We start from the raw sequence: 20619 nt of genomic DNA on the forward strand, positions 1-20619 counted from the left end.
AGAATCACGCATCGTCGCTGACAGCTTGATGCGCGAATAAGCGCATCAAAGGGGCAGCTGAACTCCCATCGAAATAGCCTAGAAGCCGGGTGGCAAGCGTGATGTCGACGGCGCCCTACTGACGATTACCCCGAGTACAACTCGTCGAGAGAATCTATGCGCGGACAAAATCAAAAAAAGCTAGTCCCAATAGACCGTATAAACATGATACCCATCCATCGGCTCCGGCGCCGCCGCATGCTTGCCATACGGCCACCCAGGACTGATTCCGTCGGCGAACAACCCTTCAATCCATTCATCTGCAACATGCTGAGGTGCCGACGAGTAAACATGAATGCTATCCGCCGGCACCCACTGCTCAAATCCCTCCGCATCAGGCCAGTCTTGATGAATGCTCACGTAAACGCCTTGCACATCCGGCCTCGCCTCGATCGCCTTGAAGCGCTCGTAGATGACGCGAATCGACGGCCGCCCATCGCCCCACTGGTTTGGCGCGATCGAATCCTCTTCTTCATTGCCGAGAAAGAACTCGTCTAGCGACACAATGGGAAAGTGCTCGCTGTCGATCTCGTCCAAAGCCGTGACCTTCGTGTAAAGTGCCTTGCGCAAATCCATGTCGTGACCCTTTGTGGGAGGCGGCGAGATTAATAGTTTAACGGAGTGTGAGAAGACTCTAAAAGCCAGGGCTATACATGCTAATCGAGTCTTCCCGCAGGCCCGTTGGGCAAACCAAGCGCGCGCCGACGTAACGGCAATACCGTCTGCTCGCGTCAGGTACCCAGCACGATGGTTTGCTCGCCTGATGTCCGCAGATCATATTGTGGTCACCCCGGACATGATCCGGGGTGAGGTTCAATCTCGCGACCACCGTCCGTTGTCCGAACTGACCGCGTCTCATGATTTCGCTTCGGCGACGAGAAGTCGCTGCACGCGTCCCATTCCCTAAAGCGCATCCAGTGGACTCGAAACACCCCGTCCACCTTTGTTCAATACATGCGTGTAAATCATCGTGGTCGCCACATCGGCATGCCCGAGCAATTCCTGCACGGTCCGAATATCGTAGCCCGCCTGCAGTAAATGCGTGGCAAAACTGTGTCGCAACGTGTGTGGTGTCGCGACTTTGCTCAGGCCTGCCGCCGCAACCGCCTTTTTCATCGCGCGTTGCAACAACTTTTCGTCGATATGGTGACGCCGCTCGACACCAGAGCGCGGATCCACCGAATAGCTGCCAGACGGAAACACGTACTGCCACGCCCAATCGGTGGCGGCATTGGGGTACTTACGCGCCAAAGCATCCGGCAAGAACACCGCCGCCTTTCCCTTCGCTAAGTCATCTTGGTACAAACGCTGCCGCCAGCGAACATGCTCGCGCAAGGGGGCAATCAATGATTGCGGCAACATCGTTACTCGATCTTTGCCGCCATTACCGTCGCGCACCACGATTTCCGCGCGTTCGAACTCGACATCCTAGACCCGCAAACGCGCCACTTCCATCAACCGCATGCCTGATCCATACAGGAGGCGCGCCATCAAACCATGCATGCCGCTCATGCGATCCAGCACCGATTGCACCTCGCGCTGCGTCAACACCACCGGTAATTTCGCCGGCCGCTTGGCGCGTACCACCTCGGTCATCCACGGCAAATCCTGTTTCAGTACCTCGCGATACAGAAAGAGCAGGGCCGACAAAGCCTGATTTTGCGTCGAAGCCGCCACTTGGCCCACCACCGCCAAATGCGTCAAGAATGCCTCAACCTCTGGTGCGCCCATGTCTTTGGGGTGGCGTTTGCCATGGAACAAGATAAACCGCTTGACCCAATGGACGTACTGCGTCTCTGTTCGTTTGCTGCAATGGCGTAAACGAACCTGCTCGCGGAGCTGGTCCAAAAGCTTCGGTCGAGGAGGCCCGTCTGGTGGTGTGTCCATTGGAATGAACGCATTAAAATCAATGGCTTGATAGAAATGAACTTGAGATATACACCTGCTTTTTCGAAGTACACACCGCTTGCGGTGTACACTGGACGTTAGCTAGCTTTGGGGTTCTCATGGCAAGACTTAGAGTCTTCATCTCGTCGACTTGTTACGACCTTGACATTCTGAGGGGCGAGCTTCGCCCATTTATCTCAAACATGGGCTACGAGCCCGTGATGAGTGACTATTCCGACATCCTGTATGACCACCGATCGCACACCCACGAGAGCTGCCTGAAGGAGGTACCAGGCTGCGACATGGTGGTCCTGATCATCGGTTCTAGGTTCGGTGGAACCGCAGTTCCGTCAGCGCTTCAGCTCGTTGACTTCGCAAGCCTCGACAAGCTTTCTACCAAGGCCGAGATCCTCGCAACAAAGGAGAAGCTATCCATCACACAGCTTGAGGTTCTTAAAGCTGTTGAGGCAGCTATCCCTGTCTACACGTTCGTCGACGAGCGCGTCCTACACGATCACCACGTGTATGAGAAGAACAAGGACAAGAAAGACGTAATCGACCACATAGAGTTCCCCTCTATACAGAAACGTGACACCGCGAGGTACATCTTCGAGTTCATCAACTTCCTTACCCACCGCACGGCGAATAACAGTGTCTTGGCATTCAGTCGCCTAGAGGATATCCGCGTTCAACTTGCCAGCCAGTGGTCGCAGCTTTTTCAGCGACTCATGCTTGAGAGCAGAACAAAGGCTCAAGAGGCTCGTCGATATCGCGATTTCTCGGAGAGGATTGATGATCTGAAAGCCGTTGTTCTTGCCTCGCTTGCAACACCCGACCTGAGGGACACGGCAAAGGGTGCCGTTCAATTCCGTCACCTTATCGGTTTCGTTTCGGGTTTCGTTGCAGTCGATGCTCGCGTTCTATTGCTTTCCGATTCAAGCTGGGACGATCTACTCGCTAAAGCGGGGATCGTCGAGATCCGCACACTGGAAGAAGATGACCGCGACTGGCTTGCGCGCCCTGAAGTGTTCTTGATCCGAGAAGATCGTACCTTCTATCGGTTTCGCTTGCCGCGCAGGGCGCTTGATGACTTCCGGGTTGAATGGTCTGCATTCTTGAGGCTCGACGGTCATGCACGCGAGGCTATTGTCGACGCACTCTTGGAGGATCGCGAGCAGCGCCGTTTTGGGATGCTTCGTTACGTGGAGCGAAGCTTCGATGAATTCATGTCTCAGCGCGATGGGCCAGCGCAGCTGGCCCTCGGAGAAGCAAGCTAACTATGCGTTCACGCGGACCGCGGGGAAAGGTTTCGATGTTTCCTGAGGCGCTGTCGGCCCGCGGCCGCTTAACGCGGCGTTAGGCTTTGAGTTGCCGGCCATGTAAGTCATCGTGTGGCGCGAGGTTACGCACATCTGAGGTGGTTCTGCGTGGTGGCGTCGGCCTTTCTGTCCTCTTGTGCTCGCCCAACAGCCTCATTGCGTTTGTCAGCCGTCAGAATTTGGGCAAGGCGCTCAGGCGCGGAATGAGCCGTAGCCTTCACATCGTTCCAAGCGCAATCCGCGCGGATTTCCAGCCTAACTATGCATTCAAGCGGACAGCCGGGGGTATACTCGGCTTATCCAACCATTCGCGGCCGGCTGCCGCTTAATTCAGACGTTAGGCCTCGTGAAATGGCGATTGAGTACGACGTAGCGATTTCATTTGCCGGCGAGGACCGGAGCTACGCCGAGGCGTTGGCAGACTTCCTTGCAAACGAGTTCGGCCTGGCCGTCTTCTATGACGACTTCGAGCAGGCAAGGTTGTTCGGGACATTCTTGCTGGAGAAGTTGGTCGCGATCTATCGCGACAAGTCGCAGTACTGCGTTGTACTCGTCTCTCAGCACTACAAGGACAAGCGGTACACGCGGCACGAGTGGCGTTCAGCCCAGGAGCGAGCGTTCCGCGAGCCCGACAAGGACTACCTGCTGCCTGTCCGACTAGATGACACCGAGCTGCCGGGCTTGTTCGAGACGATCAGCTACATCGACGGGACGAAGACTGCGGCTCGCACTGTTGCGCGCCTTGTCTACGAGAAGGTAGGTGACTTCAGCAAGATCTCCGCCCGTGTGCGCTTGGCTGACCAGAAGTACCGGGAGGGGCTAGTTGCGGACGCGCTTGAAATCGTGCGAGACAAGCAAGTCGATCACAACATTGACGCCTTGAGGGTTCGTGCCGACTGCTACGGATATTTGGGAGATAACGTCAATGCTCTTGCCGCCCTCAATGCCATACTTGCACAGCGTCCACGGGACTTCCTCTCTCACTTTCTCGCTGGCATATTCAGCTTTCGAGCAGGTGACTTTGCTGCCTCTGTCCGGCACTACGAAACAGCTGACGCTATTTCTCCTGGTCACCCAACCATCAAAAGTGACTTGCCACTGGCTCTGGCAAAGTTGGCGGGGCGCGACGACGCCTAACCATTCGGTCAAGCCGACGTGCCTACGGCACGCGGCTTACCTCAAAAGTTTGGCTTTGAATTGCCGCCACTTTCGAGTCGTCCGGTTGTTCTGGTCGGTGCACATTTCCGGCGGTCATGCGCTACAGGTCCAGCGTCGCATTCCTCGCGCATTCCGCCCACGAGCCGGATTGTGGCTGCAAGCGCACAGGGGTTGGGCTGTTTGCTAGGGCAGGGCGGTGTTGTGGCCTTGCCGTCGCTCCGAGGGCAATTCGCGCGGATTTCCAGCCTAACTGTGCATTCAAGCGGACAGCCGGGGGCATACTCGGCTCATTCAACCATTCGCGGCCGGCTGCCGCTTAATTGAGACGTTAGGCTTTGCTTTGCCGGCCATGTGGATCATCTTGTGGTGCAAGGTTATGCACGTCTCCGGCATACCTGCGTTGTGGCTTCGGTATTTCTGTCCTCTGGCGCTCGCCCAAAAGCCGAACGGCGGTTGCCAGCGGCCAGGTTTGGGTCAGGGCGCCTCGGCGTAGCATGTGCCCCAGCCTTGCCGCCATTCCAAGCGCAGAGCGCGCGAATTTCCAGCCTAACTGTGCATTCAAGCGGACAGCCGGGGGTATACTTGGCTCACCCAACCATTCGCGGCCGGCTGCCGCTTAATTCAGACGTTAGGCTCTGCAGGAACGTTGCTCTATGACCACCATGTATTCGCATTACTTCGAGCAACTGATCTTCAAGTTCAGGCTAAGCGGTGTTGGCGGCAATGACTCTCCTGAGTGGAATCAAAGTAGCCCGTTCCCTCCACTCTCACCAAGAGCAGCAATCCAGGAATCAAGTCTATTGCTTGAGCGAATGCTCGGCCCATTCGAGCCGGCCTCAAAACCTGAGGTGCACGAGTGCGCGCTGGCACCAATCGGAGTGCCTCCAGGAAATCGGTGGTACTACAAAGTGAGCTGGTGGGTTTGGCCGCGCGACCGGATTGGTGATCGAACGAGTGTCGCCGTACCCGTTTTGATGAGCGGTAAGTCACCGGAATTCGAAGTCTTCGAATACAAGGACCTTGAAGCTGCATATCGCCGCTAGGGAGGGTCTGAACAAGTCCCGCAATTTCTGGTTAGATACAGGTGTTGCGGCGAGGTTATTTCAGCATGGACCAGATGAGTTTCGGTGACGCGGAATATGCGGCTAAGAAGAAGCAGACGCGTCGGGAGGTATTCCTAGCCGAGATGGAGCAAGTCGTGCCGTGGGCAGCATTGCTGAAGGACATTGAGTCGGTTTATCCGGTCGCCGGTCGCGGCCGTCGCCCGTACCCCGTTGAAGTGATGCTCCGGGTTCACCTGATGCAGAACTGGTTTGGGTTGAGCGATCCGGCGATGGAAGAAGCGCTGTATGAGATCGTGTCGATTCGGAACTTTGCCGGTCTGACGCTGAGCGGCAGCATTCCAGACGAGACGACGATCCTGAACTTTCGGCGTCTGATTGAGACGAATGATTTGGCTTCGTCGATACTGGAGCGGATCAACGGTCATTTGTCGCGCAAGGGCTTGCTGCTGAAGCGTGGCACGATCGTCGATGCGACGATCATCGCGGCACCGAGTTCGACGAAGAACTCAGACGGTGAGCGGGATCCTGAGATGCACCAGACGAAGAAGGGCAACCAGTGGTACTTCGGCATGAAGGCGCATATTGGCGTGGATGCTGACAGTGGTCTGGTCCACACAGTGGTGACGTCGGCAGCCAATGATGCCGATGTTGATCACGTTGAAAGCCTGCTGCACGGCAAGGAAGAGACAGTATGGGCAGATGCGGGCTACCAGGGCGCCGACAAAAACATGCGCGAGAACCATCCGCGCAAGCAGCGCTTCCCTGAGTGGAGGATTGCGATGCGCCGAAGCGCGATCAAGGCGATGGAAGAAGGTCGGGCAAAGAGCAATATCGTGAAGATCGAGCGTAGGAAGGCGCAGGTTCGCGCGCGAGTCGAGCATGCGTTTCAGAAGGTGAAGTGCTTCTTTGGGTACAACAAGGCGCGCTTCAAGGGATTGGCCAAGAACACCAGTCACATCGTCACCCTGTTCGCGCTGGCCAATTTGCATCGTGTCAGAAAAGTGCTACTTGAAACTGCAGGGGAGTTGCGCCCGAAGTTCGCGAGCTGATCACGAAAGAGGGGCAAAGTAGCGCCAGAACCGCTTTCCCAAGTGAAGAACGATACCGATTAGGAAGGATACTTAACGGATCACCGACCGAAACCCGCCTGAGAATCCGGAGGACGGAATCCATCGCCAAAAACCGACTTGTTCAGACCCTCCCTAGGCCAGCTCTTGACAGCGTCTCCTAACCCCTCCATCGAGAGGACCCGCCCCGCTATGCCGGGTCGGAGGCTCTCATGTCAAACATTAGGCTTTGACTTGCCGCCACTTCGAGTCGTCCGGTGGTTCTGATCGCTGCACATTTCCGGCGGTCATACGCTGCGGGTCCAGTGTCGCACTACTCCCAGGCTCGGCCCGCGCGTCGGCTTGTGGCTGCCAGCCCAGACGTTTGGGGTCGGCCGCTAATTCGCGGCATCCGTTGTGGCTGTGCCGCCGCTGCGAGGTTAATGCGCGTGGATTTCCAGCCTAACAATGCATTCAAGCGGACAGCCGGGGTTATACTCGGCTCATCCAACCATTCGCGGCCGGCTGCCGCTTAATTCAGACGTTAGGCCCCCCCCAGATCCAAATGTTCCGCATTGTCCCGTTGCCAGTTCTCACAACGAAGCAAATCGCTTCGCTGCGAACGCTTTGTAGTCTCGGAGTCGCGGCGATTCGCGCCGCGTCTGTCGCGCAGTCGTCGGTGCGCGATGTCGTCGCGTTTGGAACAGCTTGGCAGGATGAGCGCGATTTCTTGCGCCGTCTATGCCGAGAATACACCCGAGGCGATGCAGCATTTGCAGTCGATGAACAGCATCAAGGCGATCGCTTTGAGCGGCTCTCGCCGCTGCAATTCGCGTCCAGGCTGAAGCGCCTTCGAGAGATCGAGTTGGAGCAGCAGATGTTCAGCGACCTTGAAAACGGTTTCATTGCTTCGCGTGCAGAGTTCGAACCTCACGACATGGACTGGACACAGGAGGTTGCGCAGAATGCTAGCGCCTAACTATGTATTCAAGCGGACAGCCGGGGCTATACTAGGCTCATCCATCCATTCGCGGCCGGCTGCCGCTTAATTCAGACGTTAGACAGCCAAATGACCGTCAGCCGATTGCGAGTTGCCGATCCAGAACTCGAAGAAGCCTATTCGGCTGCCACCGACGAGGCCAGAATCGTCGCTGCGCGCGAGACTGCTCGCGCAGCCGTTCGGCTTTCCGGAGTCAATGACGCTGCGGTCCTCGCAGCCTTGGACAAGGGGTCATCAACCGACGTTGCTGCAGTTGTCGAGGGCCTTGATCAGCGCTACTTTCAACTCGAAGAAGAGGAGGGCCGTTCCGTGCAGTCGTTACGTCTGTTTTCGCAGGCGCGGGCGGCTGCAGCTGTGCAGTTCGTCCAGTCCGGCAAACCAGCGGAGTCGCTCTATGAAGCTATTTGCTCAACGGGGAACCCACAGCTGTTGCGAATGGTGGCGTTTGGGTTTCTGCGAGGAGCGGCTGTCTAACTATGTGTTGCAGCGGACGCCGGGGAAGTACTACGTTTCAACCAACCACCGCGGCCCGGCGCCGCTGAACACGACGTTAGGCCCTTCATGACGTATCACGCTACTGACCGAATTGGCTCCATGGTTGATGAGCCGTCTCTGGAGGAAATGCGCGCGCTTCTAGAATCGCTCATGGCGAACGACCCTGAGCATCCCGACGTTTCGCTCACGCACGAAAGCGAATGGTGCATCAGCGTTTATCCAAGCGGTATCGTCGTTCTCGAAAACCTTGAGACCGGCGAAGGGCCTTTTCACATGCGAGCTGTCGCACACGATCGCGCGCTCGAGTTATGGCAGTCGCTTGCTGCCGGTCGCATATCGGAGTTGCAACTACTCCAATGGTTACCTGGCTATGGGGCCTAACTACTCATTCAAGCGGACAGCCGGGGGTATACTCGGCCCATCCAACCATTCGCGGCCGGCTGCCGCTTAATTCAGACGTTAGGCGTAGAATTCCAAGGAGTACTTTATGAAGCGGCTAGCTACTCTGTTGGCGGTGCTAGGATCTTGTGCTGGTTGCATGCAACAGAACGAAAGTAAATGTTGGGATTCATCTGGCACAATTCAAGGCGACCTTGAAATTCTTGGCAGGCATGCACTTCAGGATCGCCTTTTGACAGCATCTTTTGCTGCGGATGCAACAGACGGTAGGCTAGATTTTTCAAATTTTTCTAGATTCCTTGAGAAAGAAACCTACTTAAGGTATGCGCTCAGCGTGGTTAGAAGAAGCGTAGAAACGTCTACGGACAAGGAAATGTCGCAGGCATATGTCGTTGCGGAAGACCTGTTCGAGCCATGCAAAAGCCTGATGACAGGCGTGCGCGACGTTAATGCGTATTTTGCTTGCCAAAGTCGTATTCAATGTGATGAAAGCCTCAGGAATCAAGTTGAAGCTGAATTGATCGAATTGCTTCGTGATTTCAAGAATGGCGAAGTTGCACAGAATGAGCAGAGCACTGGTGGTAGCGGTAGCCAATGAAGCCTAACAAATCATTGCAGCCGACGCCTTCGGCGCGGCTGAATTCAAGTCGTTAGGCCGCACATGGACACACCGTATCCTTCCCACATGACGCTAGGCAACGTTGCAGGGCTTCAACGTTCAGCAGCACTCCTGGATTCGCTCCTGCCGGGCGGTAACAACTGGTGGACGGAGACGGAGGCAGGTAGGCTCGCCTGCCTAGCTTCATGTCCAAGCTACAAGACTTGCCGTGGATACGGTCCGAGTGGTCTTTGCTCGGATGAGTGGCGAGACGCGAAATCAACGACCAAGGTAGTCACGACGCTGCTTCATGTCTTGAACAACTTCGATCACTACAACAGTCGGGACCTGCCGGCGTTGAGACAGAGTTCAAGGCAAGTGAAGTCGCTCTTGGGAACACTCAATGAGTTCGCGGAGCACCAAGCAACCGCAGCCGGCTATCCTGAAGGCGCTGTAGTAACAAAAACTCATACGTATCGCGAGCGGAGCTCTGCCGCCGCGCAGCGCAAGCGAACGGCAGCCTTCTCGTCAGGCTCCTACCCATGTTCTGGCTGCCGCGTCGACTACTTGAAGAAGTTAGGCGAAGGGGCGAAATCGCTGTATCAATGCCATCACGTTCTCCCACTGCACGACGACACTGAAGAGCGGGAGACCAAGGAGAAGGACCTGTTGGTTCTTTGTGCCAACTGCCATCAGCTGATTCACTCCAAGTTGGCCAATCTCAAGCTTGAGAAGGTTCAGAAACTGCACCGGGGCACGAGTGCGGCCTAACCCCTCGCTCAAGCCGACCCGCTACGGCAGGCTTACGCCGCCTGCCTCCGCGGTCGGCTTAGCTCGAACGTTAGGCGCCAATGAATGAGCGAGGTTGCTACTGCGAGACTTGGCAGGCCAATCCTGACGCTTTGAATTCGAGAGGCATTCCTCCTGGCTTCTGCGGTACCTGCGAGCAGTGCGGTAAGCCCGGGCACACCCGCCATGCACCCGGCGCGTCTCCCTACACCGGCGCTTGGTGCGACCGCTGCTATCACCTAGTCGCGCGGTTGGCCGCCGCTCGCGTCCTGTTGTTCGTCGCCGTTTGCGCGCTGCTACTGGCATGGACAGTCCTACAGTTTTCGGGTCTTGGCGCCAACCTGTTCATTCAAGCGGACAGCCGGGGTTATACTCGGCTCATCCCACCATTCGCGGCCGGCTGCTGCTTAATTCAGACGTTAGGCATCATGACCCAAGCCGCGCGCCAGGCGTTAGCCGCCCGATTCGACCTTCCCTGCAGTGTCGCTATGCAATACTGGGAGTGGGAAGTTGCCGATCCCGACCGGTTCGAAGAATTCCTGAAGGCCTACACACCCGAATTGCCAGTCGATCAACGCCTTGCGTTAATGGAGATCCTCGTTCAATGCGTGGAAGATTCGGATTCAGAAGCAAAGCTCGCGACCTGTTGGCAACGCATCAAGCCGCTTCTGGAGAAAAACTTCAACCTTCATGCGGAGACCATCCAATATTGGGCCTGTTTGGAGGCGGGGCAACTGGATGAGATGTGGCGAATCAGCATCCTAATGCGCCAAGTTAAATCGCAGACGGCGGCCGACGATGACGCCTAATCCTTCCATCGATGGGGTGCCCGGCTGGCTGCGCCGGCCGGGCACCCCCTCATGTCTAACGTTAGGCTTTGCTTGCCGGGCCATGTAATTCACCTTGTGGTGCGAGGTTACGCACGTTCCCGGCATTCCGGAGTAGTGGCTTCGGGATTCCTGTCCTCTGGCGCTCGCGAAAGAGCCCAACAGCGTTAGCCAGCGGTCAGAAATGGGTCAGGGCGCCAAGGCGCAGCATGTGCGCCAGTCTTGCCGCCATTCCAAGCGCAGAGCGCGTGGATTTCCAGCCTAACTATGCATTCAAGCGGACAGCCGGGGGTATACTTGGCTCATCCAACCATTCGCGGCCGGCTGCCGCTTAATTCAGACGTTAGGCTTTGCTTGCCGGGCTATGTAATTCACCTCTTGGTGCGAGGTTACGCACGTCCCTGGCATTGCTGTGTTATGGCTTCGGAATTTCTGTGCTCTGGTGCTCGCCCAAAGGCCGAACGGCGATTGCCAGCAGTCAAGATTGGGGCAGGGCGGCTCGGCGCAGCATGTGCCCCAGCCTTGCCGGCATTCCAACAATAATGCGCGCGGATTTCCAGCCTAACTATGCATTCAAGCGGACAGCCGGGGGTATACTCGGCTCATCCAACCATTCGCGGCCGGCTGCCGCTTAATTCAGACGTTAGCTTCCAAGGGAACGTACCCAATGAGTTCAAAGAGCTACGTCCTCATAGCAATCGCGGTTGCATCGTTCGTGTGCGGCGTTGTTGGCCAATACTTCTACCCTGGAGCGCTCCAGCGTCCTTCAGATATTTGGTTCCTTGGCCTGTTCGCTTTTCTCGTTTTCGCATGGTACGTCTTCGACACAAATCAGCGCGCTTATCGCCGAACTCCTTTGCTCAGTGTATGCGTCGTAGCACTCGCCGGTATCGCTCTTCCGTACTATTTCTTTCGCTCGCGCGGCGCCAAGGGTGGCTTCATTGCGCTAGCATTGTTCGTGTTGGCCTTTCTGGGCGCTGGCGCGCTCACCCTTGCAGGGGAATATTTTGCTTTCTACGCATTCCAAAGCTAACGATGCGTTCAAGCCGACCGCCGAGGATGTTGGTCGTTTCTACCACGCACCGTCGCGCGGCGGCGGCTTAACACTGCGTTAGCGCTTAGATTCACATGAAAGGCCTCACTAGAGAAGACTCTTCAACAATTGGTTTCGTGGGGGCCTGCTATCTCTCAAACGCTGTAGATACGCCGGAATTGAACGAGTGGGCCGAGCGCATCATGATTGTCGGCTCAGGATACCCGGACTACGTTGTAGATCTCCGTGAGTTCGAGGCGCCAAGGTTCCACTTCTACAGGGTCGTTGGATTCACTGCCGATCGCAGCTTGTCTGATACTGAGAGTCACGCCATTTACGGTATCGCATACCTACGCGGACGAGAAGTCGTAGATTGCCCGTCCAGAGAAGTCGCGACTGCTGCGCTGAGCTCTTGCCCACATATCTTAGAGGAGTTCAGAGCTACGTTTCCGTTTCTATATTCGCCCCGGCAGGGCTAACTATTCATTCAAGCGGACAGCCGGGGGTATACTTGGCACTTCCAACCATTCGCGGCCGGCTGCCGCTTAATTCAGACGTTAGGCATTTGAATGAGCACCTTCGCGTTCGACGCGGCTCGCGTCGCTATCGAACAACCGGACAACCAGTTCGACCTGGTGGGCTTCGCTGACAGCAATTTTGGTCCTGAGTCCTATCTCATACTCCAGCGCGCTTTTGAGTTCGACGAGCAAGACACCTCACTTGGCATGAACACCTACCATGTCGAGTGGTGCGATCAGGGCAATTCCGGGTACGGTGGCGTTTCCCGAGCAATGCTTACGCCTTCTTCCGTTGAGTTCGTGTTCGATTCTGAAGGCGCAGAATTCCTGGGCGGCCTTCGGGCGCTAAAGATTTCCTTCCAGCTGGAGCCTGCCCAGTTCGCCGAGCTAAGTCGAGCGCTCGAGCGGGTCTTTGAAGGCTCCGGCTGCCTAGTCATCGCCGATGCCTAACTATGCATTCAAGCGGACAGCCGGGGCTATACTCGGCTCATCCAACCATTCGCGGCCGGCTGCCGCTTAATTCAGACGTTAGGCTTTGAATTGCCGCCGCTTCGAGTCGTCCGGTGGTTCTGGTCGGTGCACATTTCCGGCGGTCATGCGCTACAGGTCCAGCGTCGCATTCCTCGCGCATTCCGCCCACGAGCCGGATTGTGGCTGCAAGCGCTCTGGGGTTGGGCTGTTTGCTAGGGTAGGGCGGAGTTGTGGCCTTACCTTCGCTCCGAGGGCAATTCGCGCGGATTTCCAGCCTAACTGTTCATTCAAGCGGACCGCCGGGGGTATACTCGGCACATCCAACCATTCGCGGCCGGCTGCCGCTTAACTCAGACGTTAGATGCCAATGAGGCGACTCAGTTGGTCAGACATTTTTACCGACGCTTCGGCGCTGAACTTTGCCGAGTTGCTTGCTTATTGGCCAAACACAGTCTCCGGTCGGGTTAGCCCGATCGGCGCTTCCGCATTCGGTGATCTATATTTTCAGCGGCCCGATGGGAGTGTGGAGTGCCTCGATGTGCTTGAAGGTGGTACTCATCTTGTGGCTGCAAGCCAAGAAGATTTCGCCACACTGATGAACTCCCGAGAGTGGCAGGAATCAAACCTCCTCACCGAGGGCGTTGCGCTGTTGCTGGAGCGGGGGCTTGCGCGCGGCCCTGAGCAGTTCTTTGCATTTGCGCCGCACCCCTCGTTCGTTGGCAAGATTGATTGGTCTCGCGTTTTGACGCTCGACTCAGCTATTTGGCATTCAATCTGCTCTCAAGCGCTGGAGCATGGCGTATGAGGCAGTTGGCATCTAACTATGTGTTCAAGCCGACCGCCGAACGGGTTGTTAGCGCCAGTTGGAAAATGACCCACCTGCCGGTTGAAAACTGACTCATCTGTGTATACGGCAGGTGCTTCCTAGGAAACGGAAGCGCCGATGTTGAAGCAGGAGGAAGCGGTGGAGATTTCAGTGTTGTTGAAGCAAGGGATGGGCGTTCGGGAAGTGGCTCGGCGGTGTGGCGTTTCGCGGAACACGGTTCGGCGGGTTCGGGATGAGGGATGTGGTCGGCGTTACAAGCGTGAGGCGCGTGAGGGCAAGCTGTATGGGTTCTTGGACTACATCCGAGAGCGGCTGGCAGCCGCAGCGCCGGATTGGATTCCGGCATCGGTGATGCTTCGGGAGATCAAGGCGCTCGGGTATACGGGTTCGCACTCGATTCTGCGGGCCCACATGGCGAGTTTGCGGCCAGTTCGAGAGCCGGAGCCGCTGGTTCGCTTTGAGACCGAAGCGGGCCGGCAGATGCAAGTGGATTGGGCGGAGTTTCGGTTCGATGGGATCCGCTGGTTTGCCTTTGTGGCGGTGCTTGGCTTCTCGCGCTGGGTCTTCGGTCGGTTTGTCGACAATCAGCGTTTTGAGACGCTTCGAGACTTGCATGTTGCGGCGTTTGATTCGATGGGCGGTGTGCCCCGCGAGGCGCTGTACGACAACATGGCGACCGTGGTGTTGAAGCGTGATGCGGAAGGCAAGGGGCGCCATCAGTTTCATGATGGGATGCTCTCGCTGTCGAAGGACTATGGCTTTGCATTGCGACTGTGCCGGCCGTATCGGGCACGCACCAAGGGCAAGGTTGAGCGCGGCATCCGCTACGTGCGCGAGAGCTTCTTCGTGCCGTTGCGTGCTGAATTCCGGCAGCGTGGTGAGCCATTGACCCTGGACATTGTCAACGCGCGGTTCGCGACCTGGCAACGCGAGATCGCCAATCGACGCGTTCACGGGACAACGAAAGCAAGACCAGACGTTCGACTGATTGAGGAGCAGGCTCGGCTGTTGCCGCTACCTGGACTCAAGCCTGCACCGAGCCCGCGTGAGGCGCTGGCCAAGAAGGTGCCCATTGCCCGCCCCAGAACGCCCATACAGCGGCCCTTGTCGGCTTACGACGTCTTCAGCGCCGGGGTGAGTCCATGAATCTGAGCCACGAGCGACTGAGCGCGTTGTGCGCCGATCTGAAGCTGTCCAGTGTTGCCGAAGCGGCGACTCGACTGGCGCAGGAGGCCAGTGCGGCTGAATGGTCCTACCTCGACTTCCTGGATCGCGTCTTGCGAGCTGAAGCGGCCCAACGCCAAGATCGCAGCCGAACCATGCTCGTGCGAACGGCTGGCTTCCCAGTCATCAAGCGACTCGAAGACTTCGACTTCAACTTCGCTGGCACGCACAAGAAGCAAATCACGGAGCTAGCGAGCCTCGCCTTCATCGAACGAGGCGAGAATGTTGTGCTGCTTGGTCCCTCAGGCGTCGGCAAGACACACCTTGCCCTGGCAATCGGCCTGAAAGCCGCCGAGAGCGGCTACAAGGTCCGCTTCCACACTGCCGCCGATCTGATGCGCGAAATCGCAACGGCTCGCCGCCAAGAGCGGCTGACGGGCTTGCTACGAAGCAGCGTTGGCACACCGCGTTTGCTGATCATCGACGAGTTGGGCTACCTACCCCTGGACAAAGCACAGGCTCACGACCTCTTCCAAGTCATTGCAAAGCGCTACGAGCACGGCAGCCTGATCGTCACGAGTAACCTGAACTTCGGCCAATGGGACCAAACCTTGGGAGGCGACAGTGCCCTGGCAGCAGCACTGCTAGATCGCTTGCTTCACCATGCTCACGTCATCCAAATGAAAGGAGAGAGCTACCGACTCAAAGACAAACGCAAAGCAGGATTGATCGATAAACGGAATGCCGGAACTGCGGCAGACTGACTCGGTGGGTGGGTCAGTTTTACTTCGGCAGGGTGGGTCAGGATTCAATCGGCGTTGACACGGGTTTCGCGTATCATCCAAACACCGTCGTGCGGCGGCGGCTTAACACGGCGTTAGGCGGCAGGATCGGCATTGGAACGACTTTGGACCAATCACTCAAAGCGGCAATTCGCAAACGACTGTTCTTCGCCGCTGAAGCGCGCGGAGAGTCTGGTGAACGATTCGGGTACCGATGGTGCACTGCGTGCCGTGGGCGCGGACATGTTTGCGTTGAGAGTGTTACTGACGGGGTTCACATGGCTGGGTTTGAGCTATGTACCGTCTGCAGCGGGGATCGCGTGCTAGCGGCCCATGCTTCAAATGGCAAGGTAGATGCCTAACTGTGCATTCAAGCGGACAGCCGGGGGTATACTCGGCTTATCCAACCATTCGCGGCCGGCTGCCGCTTAATTCAGACGTTAGCCCTCTGCATGAGCATCACCGACAAGACCAGGAAAGTGCTATGGGGCCGGTCCGGCAATTTGTGCGCCTTCTGCAAGGCGCACTTGGTCGTTGAAGCCTCAGTGGCGGACCCGGAGTCTGTTGTTGGAGACGAGTGCCACATCATCTCTGGCGCGCCAAATGGCCCACGCCACGACCCAGCGTTGGGGTTGGATGAGATTGATGGCCTCGCTAATCTCCTCCTCTTGTGTCGCGTTCATCACAAACTTATTGACGATCAACCTGACACGTTTACTGCCAGCGCCTTGCGCCAGCTAAAGGCCAATCATGAGAAATGGGTCAAAGAGAGACTTGGCCCAAAAGGCCAGGCAGAACCGGTAAGTGTCGTTCGAATTGCCGAGGAGATCCCAACGCACCTAGTCTGGGTTACGTCGGCCAAAGCCTTGCTAGATCTTGCGTCGGACTGCCATGGCCGCTACGACGATTATCCAGAAGACCTCACAGAGCAGGACCTCGACTGTGTTGGCTCATTTCTACAGAACCTAACAGACTGGGTTGATCTCGGTATAAATGAGCCTCACGAGAGAATCAGCGCTCAAAAGTCCTTGGCGGAGAATATGTCGGAACTGGAGCGGTCCGGTCTTCGCGTGTACGTAGCGCGTGAAAAGCAGCAATTGCGGGGTGGTGTTGCAGCTGCTTCTGCTTTCTATGCCCTGCACCTACGGATAGTCCGTCACGATGATCCAAGTCAAATCCCCCTGCCTATACAGCCAGAGGGCTAGCAATTCATTCAAGTCGAAGCCGCTTCGCGGCTCGGCTCAATTCAGGCGTCAGGCGCCAATGATTGAGAGAGGCTGCTACTGCGAGATTTGGGAGACTAATCCCGACTCCTTGATCTCGAGAGGCATCCCCCATGGATTCTGCGGTACCTGCGAGCGGTGCGGTAAGCCTGGCCACACCCGCCATGCACCCGGCGCGACTCCCTACACTCGAGCTTGGTGCGACCGCTGCTATCACGTAGTCGCGCGGTTGGCCGCCGCTCGCGTCCTGTTGTTCGTCGCCGTTTGCTCGCTGCTACTGGCATGGACAGTCCTGCACTTTTCCGGTCTTGGCGCCTAACTGTTCATTCAAGCGGACAGCCGGGGGTATACTCGGCGTATCCAACCATTCGCGGCCGGCTGCCGCTTAATTTAGACGTTAGAGCGCTTTGATGGAACCTTCATCGTTCGACATTGCGTTTCCGGAGCATGGCTTGCCCAAAGGCGTCGATTACTGGTTCAACTGGAGCCGGTCAAAGGGTGCAACGTTGGAACCGATTTCCGTGTATCGGTACAGAATTGTTTGTACGCGCCCAGGTCAGCTCTCTTGGGTGGGTTGGGCGCTCTACCACTCGTCACTCGCAAGTCTGTGTGAGGTGATTGCGGTCTCAGGCAATGCCCACAAACGCGCGAGCCTCTACAAGGAACATCCATGAGGTTCGAGGCACAAGCTAGCTCTAACTATTCATTCAAGCGGACAGCCGGGGGTATACTCGGCTCATCCAACCTTTTGCGGCCGGCTGCCGCTTAATTCAGACGTTAGAATTCACCTTCAGCCTTCCAACGACCGATGAACAGAGAGCCCATTTTCGTCATCACTGCTCTGGCGCTAACAGCCGTAGGTGTGTGGTCGCTGTGCATGGTCGGTGTCATGCTCCACTACGGCTCGTTTGTGATTGATCGTCCATACAATCCACTTGGAGCTGAAGCTCAGATCGGTGTCTTTCTCGGATTCCTTTACGCGCTCCCAGGTCTGCTGCTGCTGACAGTAGTTGGGTGGGTGAAGCGCAAGGGCCTTCCGCGAGTGCTGGTGCTCGCACCCATCGTAGTTACGCTGGCGGCTTGCGTCTACTTCGGATACCTCCGAGTGCTTATTGCATCAGCGGTGCCGCCGTGAATTCTAACTATGCGTTCAAGCGGACTGCGGGGAGAGGCTGCCGTGTTTACTGATGCTCAATCGGCCCTCAGCCGCTTAGCGCGGCGTTAGGCTTTGAGTTGCCGCCACTTCGAGTTGTCCGGTGGTTCTGGTTGGTGCACATTTCCGGCGGTCATGCGCTACAGGTCCAGCGTCGCATTCCTCGCGCATTCCGCCCACGAGCCGGATTGTGGCTGCAAGCGCTCTGGGGTTGGGCTGTTTGCTAGGGTAGGGCGGAGTTGTGGCCTTACCTTCGCTCCGAGGGCAATTCGCGCGGATTTCCAGCCTAACTATGCATTCAAGCGGACAGCCGGGGGTATACTCGGCTCATTCAACCTTTCGCGGCCGGCTGCCGCTTAATTCAGACGTTAGCGCGCATGTCGAAATTTCTTCGCAGACTGGTTACGCCTTTCGCCATTGGCGCCCTGCTTTGGGTGGGTTCAACTACCCTCATGGGTGTCGCAGTAGACGCGTCCTTTGGCCCTTACGCTGCGGAGCGACTTAGCCCGTTTTCAAATGCGCACCTGCTCGAGGAGTCACTCGACGGCAGCTATGCGCCAGCGGCCGATCCGTTGTTTCTTCTGAGTACAGTCGTCGTAGGTGCCCTCGCATTCTTCGGCGTGTTCGCGTGGGCTGCACGCGGCGCGGATCGAAGCGGATTTGCCCTAGCGGGCTTCGCTCTCGGTGGTCTCCTAGTATTGGTTGCATGTCTGCTTCGCTTTGCGTTTGACTCGGAGTACCCTGCTGGCATGCAGTTCGCGGTTCTGGTGCGACTCGGTGTGTTTGCAGGTCTTGGCCTCCTCGGTCTATTCGCTGGGCACAAGCCAGCGGTGCATGGGCGCTAACTATGTGTGCAAGCCGACCGCCGAGGAAGTTGCTCGTATTATCCAATCACCGTCGCGCGGCGGCGGCTTAACACGGCGTTGGGCATGCCGTGGACTCTTCGCGGTTTCTCACTGAATGTCGCAGTCTCTCGCTTACCGCGAGAGCGATGATTTCGCTGCTGATTGTCGAGCGCTTCTGCAAAGAGAACTCAATTACACACTTGGAAATTGATGATTTTCTGACCTATATGTGGCGATGGCCTGAAATTGACGGCCCAGACAAATTTGATCCATGGGAATCGTCCTACCCTTCGCTAGTCGCTTTTGGCCTTGGCGGTGAAATGTCTGAGAGCCTTAGGAACACGCTGGAGGTTGCAGGCGTTTCAGATCTCCGGTTCAGGGCAATCATCTCTGGAGCTGTTGAGATCCTGTGGGGAAGTTTTTGGGCAGCAGCCGATGATGAGGGATCGTTCAAGTGCCTAGAAGAGGTTGTCTTGAGGTCAAAAGTGTCCGTGCTACCACCGCTTACACCATTTCGCTTCTCGCGTGTATCTGATCGCGGTGGCTGGGGTGATAGGCCATCAGCCGAAGACCGAATTTTTTGGGAGGCCCAGCGTGGCTATCCCTAACAGTTCGCCCAACCGGACGCCGGGTGGGCATTGCGGCGTCAACCACATCTTGCCGGCCGGCGCCGGTTAGCTTCGTTGTTGGACCTGAAAGGCGAAAGGCTATGAAGCCATTCGATGTTGTGCGGATAACGCGGCTAAGGGATGATCGCTTTGCACTGCAGAAGCCAGATCAACTGCGTCACCCTGCTGTCGGCGACATCGGCGCTATTGTTGAGGCATATACTTGGCCTAGCCAGGCATTCGAGGTTGAGTGCGTAGACCCGAATAGCGGAGCAACAGTCTGGTTGGAGGCAATGTACCCGGAGGAGCTTGAGCTTGTTCAGTCATATTCGTAGCCGTAGCTCGGCCCAACAAGGCGCTCCGCGCGACGGCTTTGCCGCGCGTGAGCGTTGACGTTAGGGCTCACAGGCATGAAGAACAGACTCTACGAACTAGGCTTTGCGCTGTATTGGTTGCTCTTCGCTGTGCTGGCTGTGTTCGCGGCTCAGAGTCCCGGCTTCGTCCGCCACCCCGAGCTTGCTCCGTATCCCTTGCGTGGCCTGTTCATCATGTGGGTCATACTTGCTGCCCTAGTTGCAGCCTTCTATTTCATCCTGCGGCCAGCGCTTGGTGGCGGCTCCTCAGCGCGGCTAAGCGCAGGCCTCGCGCTATCGGTTGCTATGGTCACCGCCAGCTTCTTCACGATGGTCACAGACATGCCAGGGCTGTACTACGTACCTCATTACTTCTCGCTGGTCACGTTTCTGGTTCTCGGTGTAGTCTCGGCAGTCAGAGTAGGGCGCCGCTTGCGGCGCAAGGCATCAGGTGCGCCCTAACCCATCCATCGAGCGGACGGTTTCCAGCGGGCTACGCCCGCTTCCAACCGCCGCTCAAGTCAAACGTTAGACTTCATGCCGTACTACCGCGTCCTTGTCGAAGGAACAGGCATCTCGGTCGTCATGGCTGAGCGGACCTTGGTCGGCTTCTTTGCAACGCGAGCGGTTCGCGCAAGGTCTCCAGAAGAGGCCATAGAAAAGGTGCGTGCCATGGTCACGGCTGATTGGACTTCAGGGAGGTACGCTTCGTGGAACAAAGGAGTGGCGCCCGCCATTCACGTGGAGGATGTTTGGAGGTCGCCTTGGTATCAGAATGTCTTGTCCAAGAACGACGGGCACACTTTCTACCCAGAGAAGGAAGGCGAAGGTGATGCCTAACTATTCATTCAAGCCGACGCCGCTGCGCGGTGCGGCTTAATTCAGACGCTAGGCTTTGAATTGCCGCCACTTCGCTTCATGCGGTGGATCTGGTCGGTGCACATTTCCGGCGGTCATACGCTGCGGGTGCAGCGTCGCACTCCTCTCAAGCTCGGCCTGTGAGTCGGTTTGTGCCTGCCAGC

At 57.0% G+C, this 20619-nt stretch carries 22 protein-coding genes and 1 pseudogene; 21 read left to right on the top strand and 2 right to left on the bottom strand.

Annotation, left to right across the window (positions count from 1 at the left end; translation table 11 throughout):
• Positions 1–180 precede the first annotated feature (180 nt).
• Together C7S18_RS06005 and C7S18_RS25095 are read right to left on the bottom strand one after the other, a co-directional pair.
• Entirely contained in the window at positions 181–615 is a 435-nt protein-coding gene (locus tag C7S18_RS06005; protein WP_106890706.1) for a hypothetical protein, read from the bottom strand.
• 327 nt (positions 616–942) lie between these two features.
• Positions 943–1926: pseudogene (locus C7S18_RS25095) on the bottom strand (integron integrase).
• Between the two features lie 119 nt (positions 1927–2045).
• On the opposite strand from C7S18_RS25095, the gene C7S18_RS06015 reads away from it, so the two are divergent.
• The 21 genes from C7S18_RS06015 (at position 2046) to C7S18_RS06125 (ending at position 20059) form a co-directional block, all read left to right on the top strand.
• A complete protein-coding gene (locus C7S18_RS06015) occupies positions 2046–3203 on the top strand; it encodes a DUF4062 domain-containing protein (protein WP_106890707.1) in 1158 nt (385 codons plus the stop codon).
• A 393-nt stretch (positions 3204–3596) separates the two neighbouring features.
• Entirely contained in the window at positions 3597–4382 is a 786-nt protein-coding gene (locus tag C7S18_RS06020; protein ID WP_170113144.1) for a TIR domain-containing protein, read from the top strand.
• Between the two features lie 674 nt (positions 4383–5056).
• Complete coding sequence (locus tag C7S18_RS24150) at positions 5057–5446, top strand: hypothetical protein (protein ID WP_146151778.1); 390 nt, start codon at positions 5057–5059, stop codon at positions 5444–5446.
• 65 nt (positions 5447–5511) lie between these two features.
• Positions 5512–6516: an IS5 family transposase gene (locus C7S18_RS06030; protein WP_106889619.1), complete on the top strand. Its 1005-nt coding sequence runs from the start codon at positions 5512–5514 to the stop codon at positions 6514–6516.
• Positions 6517–7192: 676 nt separating this feature from the next.
• Positions 7193–7492, top strand: a complete 300-nt coding sequence (locus C7S18_RS06035) for a hypothetical protein (protein WP_146151779.1) — start codon at positions 7193–7195, stop codon at positions 7490–7492.
• Positions 7493–7582: 90 nt separating this feature from the next.
• Entirely contained in the window at positions 7583–7987 is a 405-nt protein-coding gene (locus C7S18_RS06040) for a hypothetical protein (RefSeq protein ID WP_106890711.1), read from the top strand.
• A 120-nt stretch (positions 7988–8107) separates the two neighbouring features.
• The gene (locus C7S18_RS24690) at positions 8108–8389 is read left to right on the top strand and encodes a hypothetical protein (RefSeq protein WP_106890712.1); all 282 of its coding nucleotides are present in this window, start codon (positions 8108–8110) and stop codon (positions 8387–8389) included.
• Positions 8390–8495: 106 nt separating this feature from the next.
• A complete protein-coding gene (locus C7S18_RS24155) occupies positions 8496–9005 on the top strand; it encodes a hypothetical protein (RefSeq protein WP_146151780.1) in 510 nt (169 codons plus the stop codon).
• A 315-nt stretch (positions 9006–9320) separates the two neighbouring features.
• Positions 9321–9776 (top strand): HNH endonuclease, encoded by a 456-nt coding sequence (locus C7S18_RS06055; RefSeq protein WP_106890714.1) that lies wholly within the window; start codon positions 9321–9323, stop codon positions 9774–9776.
• A gap of 446 nt (positions 9777–10222) precedes the next feature.
• Positions 10223–10603 (top strand): hypothetical protein, encoded by a 381-nt coding sequence (locus C7S18_RS06060; protein ID WP_146151781.1) that lies wholly within the window; start codon positions 10223–10225, stop codon positions 10601–10603.
• Between the two features lie 685 nt (positions 10604–11288).
• Positions 11289–11654 (top strand): hypothetical protein, encoded by a 366-nt coding sequence (locus C7S18_RS06065; RefSeq protein WP_106890716.1) that lies wholly within the window; start codon positions 11289–11291, stop codon positions 11652–11654.
• Positions 11655–12223: 569 nt separating this feature from the next.
• Entirely contained in the window at positions 12224–12622 is a 399-nt protein-coding gene (locus C7S18_RS06075) for an Imm10 family immunity protein (protein WP_106890718.1), read from the top strand.
• A 559-nt stretch (positions 12623–13181) separates the two neighbouring features.
• Entirely contained in the window at positions 13182–13448 is a 267-nt protein-coding gene (locus tag C7S18_RS24160) for a hypothetical protein (RefSeq protein ID WP_146151782.1), read from the top strand.
• Positions 13449–13586: 138 nt separating this feature from the next.
• Complete coding sequence (gene istA, locus C7S18_RS06085) at positions 13587–14615, top strand: IS21 family transposase (protein ID WP_106890720.1); 1029 nt, start codon at positions 13587–13589, stop codon at positions 14613–14615.
• Entirely contained in the window at positions 14612–15397 is a 786-nt protein-coding gene (gene istB / locus C7S18_RS06090) for an IS21-like element helper ATPase IstB (RefSeq protein ID WP_106890502.1), read from the top strand. The genes istA and istB overlap by 4 nt, the downstream gene beginning before the upstream one ends.
• A 213-nt stretch (positions 15398–15610) precedes the next feature.
• Positions 15611–15742, top strand: a complete 132-nt coding sequence (locus C7S18_RS25100; RefSeq protein WP_276309426.1) for a hypothetical protein — start codon at positions 15611–15613, stop codon at positions 15740–15742.
• Positions 15743–15867: 125 nt separating this feature from the next.
• A complete protein-coding gene (locus C7S18_RS06095; RefSeq protein ID WP_106890721.1) occupies positions 15868–16620 on the top strand; it encodes an HNH endonuclease signature motif containing protein in 753 nt (250 codons plus the stop codon).
• Positions 16621–17048: 428 nt separating this feature from the next.
• Positions 17049–17312: a hypothetical protein gene (locus C7S18_RS06100; protein ID WP_106890722.1), complete on the top strand. Its 264-nt coding sequence runs from the start codon at positions 17049–17051 to the stop codon at positions 17310–17312.
• 931 nt (positions 17313–18243) lie between these two features.
• Entirely contained in the window at positions 18244–18636 is a 393-nt protein-coding gene (locus tag C7S18_RS06110; protein ID WP_146151783.1) for a hypothetical protein, read from the top strand.
• A 146-nt stretch (positions 18637–18782) separates the two neighbouring features.
• Positions 18783–19244: a hypothetical protein gene (locus C7S18_RS06115; protein ID WP_106890725.1), complete on the top strand. Its 462-nt coding sequence runs from the start codon at positions 18783–18785 to the stop codon at positions 19242–19244.
• Positions 19245–19654: 410 nt separating this feature from the next.
• Positions 19655–20059, top strand: a complete 405-nt coding sequence (locus tag C7S18_RS06125) for a hypothetical protein (RefSeq protein ID WP_106890727.1) — start codon at positions 19655–19657, stop codon at positions 20057–20059.
• Positions 20060–20619: the final 560 nt, after the last annotated feature.

Origin of the sequence: Ahniella affigens (assembly GCF_003015185.1) — a bacterium.
In the GTDB taxonomy this organism is placed as follows: Bacteria; Pseudomonadota; Gammaproteobacteria; order Xanthomonadales; family Ahniellaceae; genus Ahniella; species Ahniella affigens.

Coding starts and splice junctions, on each gene's coding strand:
- C7S18_RS24690 (WP_106890712.1), top strand. CDS start 8,108: ATGGTTGATGAGCCGTCTCTGGAGGAAATGCGCGCGCTTCTAGAATCG.
- C7S18_RS06040 (WP_106890711.1), top strand. CDS start 7,583: ATGACCGTCAGCCGATTGCGAGTTGCCGATCCAGAACTCGAAGAAGCC.
- C7S18_RS06065 (WP_106890716.1), top strand. CDS start 11,289: ATGAGTTCAAAGAGCTACGTCCTCATAGCAATCGCGGTTGCATCGTTC.
- C7S18_RS06125 (WP_106890727.1), top strand. CDS start 19,655: ATGAAGAACAGACTCTACGAACTAGGCTTTGCGCTGTATTGGTTGCTC.
- C7S18_RS06075 (WP_106890718.1), top strand. CDS start 12,224: ATGAGCACCTTCGCGTTCGACGCGGCTCGCGTCGCTATCGAACAACCG.
- C7S18_RS06115 (WP_106890725.1), top strand. CDS start 18,783: ATGATTTCGCTGCTGATTGTCGAGCGCTTCTGCAAAGAGAACTCAATT.
- istA (WP_106890720.1), top strand. CDS start 13,587: ATGTTGAAGCAGGAGGAAGCGGTGGAGATTTCAGTGTTGTTGAAGCAA.
- C7S18_RS06005 (WP_106890706.1), bottom strand. CDS start 615: ATGGATTTGCGCAAGGCACTTTACACGAAGGTCACGGCTTTGGACGAG.
- C7S18_RS06030 (WP_106889619.1), top strand. CDS start 5,512: ATGGACCAGATGAGTTTCGGTGACGCGGAATATGCGGCTAAGAAGAAG.
- C7S18_RS06015 (WP_106890707.1), top strand. CDS start 2,046: ATGGCAAGACTTAGAGTCTTCATCTCGTCGACTTGTTACGACCTTGAC.
- C7S18_RS06110 (WP_146151783.1), top strand. CDS start 18,244: ATGGGTGTCGCAGTAGACGCGTCCTTTGGCCCTTACGCTGCGGAGCGA.
- C7S18_RS06060 (WP_146151781.1), top strand. CDS start 10,223: ATGACCCAAGCCGCGCGCCAGGCGTTAGCCGCCCGATTCGACCTTCCC.
- C7S18_RS24150 (WP_146151778.1), top strand. CDS start 5,057: ATGACCACCATGTATTCGCATTACTTCGAGCAACTGATCTTCAAGTTC.
- C7S18_RS24155 (WP_146151780.1), top strand. CDS start 8,496: ATGAAGCGGCTAGCTACTCTGTTGGCGGTGCTAGGATCTTGTGCTGGT.
- istB (WP_106890502.1), top strand. CDS start 14,612: ATGAATCTGAGCCACGAGCGACTGAGCGCGTTGTGCGCCGATCTGAAG.
- C7S18_RS06020 (WP_170113144.1), top strand. CDS start 3,597: ATGGCGATTGAGTACGACGTAGCGATTTCATTTGCCGGCGAGGACCGG.
- C7S18_RS06095 (WP_106890721.1), top strand. CDS start 15,868: ATGAGCATCACCGACAAGACCAGGAAAGTGCTATGGGGCCGGTCCGGC.
- C7S18_RS06100 (WP_106890722.1), top strand. CDS start 17,049: ATGGAACCTTCATCGTTCGACATTGCGTTTCCGGAGCATGGCTTGCCC.